Origin of the sequence: Jatrophihabitans sp. (assembly GCF_036388195.1) — a bacterium.
Classification (GTDB): domain Bacteria; phylum Actinomycetota; class Actinomycetes; order Mycobacteriales; family Jatrophihabitantaceae; genus Jatrophihabitans_A.
Genome location: NZ_DASVSG010000028.1, coordinates 1 through 1781 on the forward strand (window position 1 = coordinate 1; position 1781 = coordinate 1781).

Annotated in this window: 3 protein-coding genes and 1 pseudogene; 2 read left to right on the forward strand and 2 right to left on the reverse strand. The window is 69.7% G+C overall.

Features of this window, described 5'->3' with window-relative positions:
• On the reverse strand, window positions 1-238 hold a 238-nt coding region (locus VF612_RS02345), incomplete at its 3' end, for a bifunctional adenosylcobinamide kinase/adenosylcobinamide-phosphate guanylyltransferase (RefSeq protein WP_408658238.1).
• 137 nt (window positions 239-375) lie between these two features.
• Between VF612_RS02345 and VF612_RS02350 the strand changes: the two genes are divergently transcribed.
• Together VF612_RS02350 and VF612_RS02355 are read left to right on the forward strand one after the other, a co-directional pair.
• Complete coding sequence (locus tag VF612_RS02350) at window positions 376-573, forward strand: hypothetical protein (protein WP_408658239.1); 198 nt, start codon at window positions 376-378, stop codon at window positions 571-573.
• Window positions 570-1406: a site-2 protease family protein gene (locus VF612_RS02355; protein WP_408658240.1), complete on the forward strand. Its 837-nt coding sequence runs from the start codon at window positions 570-572 to the stop codon at window positions 1404-1406. The genes VF612_RS02350 and VF612_RS02355 overlap by 4 nt, the downstream gene beginning before the upstream one ends.
• 74 nt (window positions 1407-1480) lie before the next feature.
• Here VF612_RS02355 and VF612_RS02360 read toward each other — a convergent pair.
• A pseudogene (locus VF612_RS02360) lies at window positions 1481-1781 on the reverse strand (aldo/keto reductase); the annotation flags it as partial.

Consider the following 1781-nt stretch of genomic DNA (forward strand, 5'->3'; position numbering starts at 1 on the left):
CCAGCATTTCGGCCAGACGGTCGGGATCCGCACCGGTCTCCTCGGTGGTCCACGACTGGGGACGCCGCCGCTGGTGCGCCTCGATGCGCGCCAACCATTCCGGGTCGTCCTCGCCGCCGACCGCGGTCGCGACGTACCGCACCGACGCGGCGTCGGCCACCAGGGACTCGGCGAACGCGGACTTGCCGGACCTGATCCCGCCGAGCACCAGAACCGTGTTCCACCCGTCATCGGACATGTCCCGTACCTTAAGGCCGTCGGATGTGCTCCCGCTTGCCACCCGGCACGTCCCGGTGTCGAGTCGGCGAGCACCTGGCCGACGGCCACGCCGTAGGCTGGAGAGGTCCGCGAGGACGATGACGAAGGGGAGTTGGCATGCCGTGGAGTTGGCGGTACGAGGGCGTCGACGGGCAGCCGGTGGTCGGCCCGAGCGAGGCGTTCAGTAGCCAGGCGGACGCCGAATCCTGGATCGGCCAGGCATGGCGCGAGCTGGCAGCCGCCGGGGTCACCTCGGTCAGCCTGGTCGAGGACGACCGGGTCGACTACCGGATGAGTCTGCTGCCGGCCGAGTGAGCGACCGCAGGCTTTCCGTCGGCGTACCCCGCAATGCCTTTGTTCCCAGCCCGGTCTTCGTGGGCGTGCTGGCGCTCGTGGTGGTCAGCGGCTACCTGACCTGGAACGGCATCGGCAACGTACGCGTCGACGTGTTCCTGATGGTGATCTCGATCTGGATCCTGTCGCTCTGCCTGCACGAGTACGCGCACGCGGTGGTGGCGTTCTTCTCCGGCGACCTGGGGGTGGCCGACCGCGGCTATCTGCGGCTCAATCCGCTGAAGTACACGCACCCCCTGCTGTCCGTCGGGTTGCCGGTGATCGCGGTGATCCTCGGTGGTATCGGCCTGCCCGGTGGCGCCGTCTGGGTCGACCACCAGCACATTCCCGGCCGGCTGCGGCACTCGCTGATCAGCGCGGCCGGCCCGGCCACAAACGTGGTGTTCGCGCTGCTGCTGGCGGCACCGTTCGTGGTGGGCGTCGCCGACGTGCAGCTCGCCGACAACGGGCTGGGGCAGGCCATCTTCATGGGCGAGACCGGCAGCGTCGAGCACCTGGAGTTCTGGGCCGCGCTGGCGCTGTCCGCCTTCCTGCAGGTCACCGCCAGCGTGCTGAATTTCCTGCCGGTGCCCGGCCTGGACGGCGGCAACCTGATCCACCCGTGGCTGTCGCCGCAGTGGCAGCGCGGCTACAACCTGATGGCCCCGTACGGCTTCATCCTGCTCTTCGCCCTGCTCTGGCAGCCCAGGATCAACGGGTGGTTCTTCGCGGCCGTCTACTGGGTCGCCGAGGTCATCGGGGTGCCGCGCATCCTGTCCCAGGTCGGTTTCGAGCTGATGCGGTTCTGGAGCTGACCCGAAAACCGGTGGAGCGGCGCCGCTACCGGGGGCCTGTCCGAGCGGATCCGCCCGGACAGGCCCGAGCCACACGGGCGCTGGGCGGGGCTCACGGTCTTGGCCGGGTCGCGCTCGGCGATCGGGTCGATCACCTGGTCGATGGCCTTCAGCAGGTCCGCGTCCAGCTTCACGCCGGACGCCTTCGCGTTGTCGTGCACCTGCTCCGGCCGGGAGGCGCCGACGATGGCGGCGGACACGTTCGGATTCTGCAGCACCCACGCGACGGCCAGCTGAGCCATGGAGAGCCCGGCCTGGTCGGCGAGCGGCTTCAACCCCTGGACGGCGGTGAGCACCTCGTCGGTCATCAGGCGGGAGATGAACTGCGCACCCGAC

Bases quoted from the DNA above. Each gene is read 5' to 3' on its own strand.
- VF612_RS02350 (WP_408658239.1), top strand. From the start codon at position 376: ATGCCGTGGAGTTGGCGGTACGAGGGCGTCGACGGGCAGCCGGTGGTC.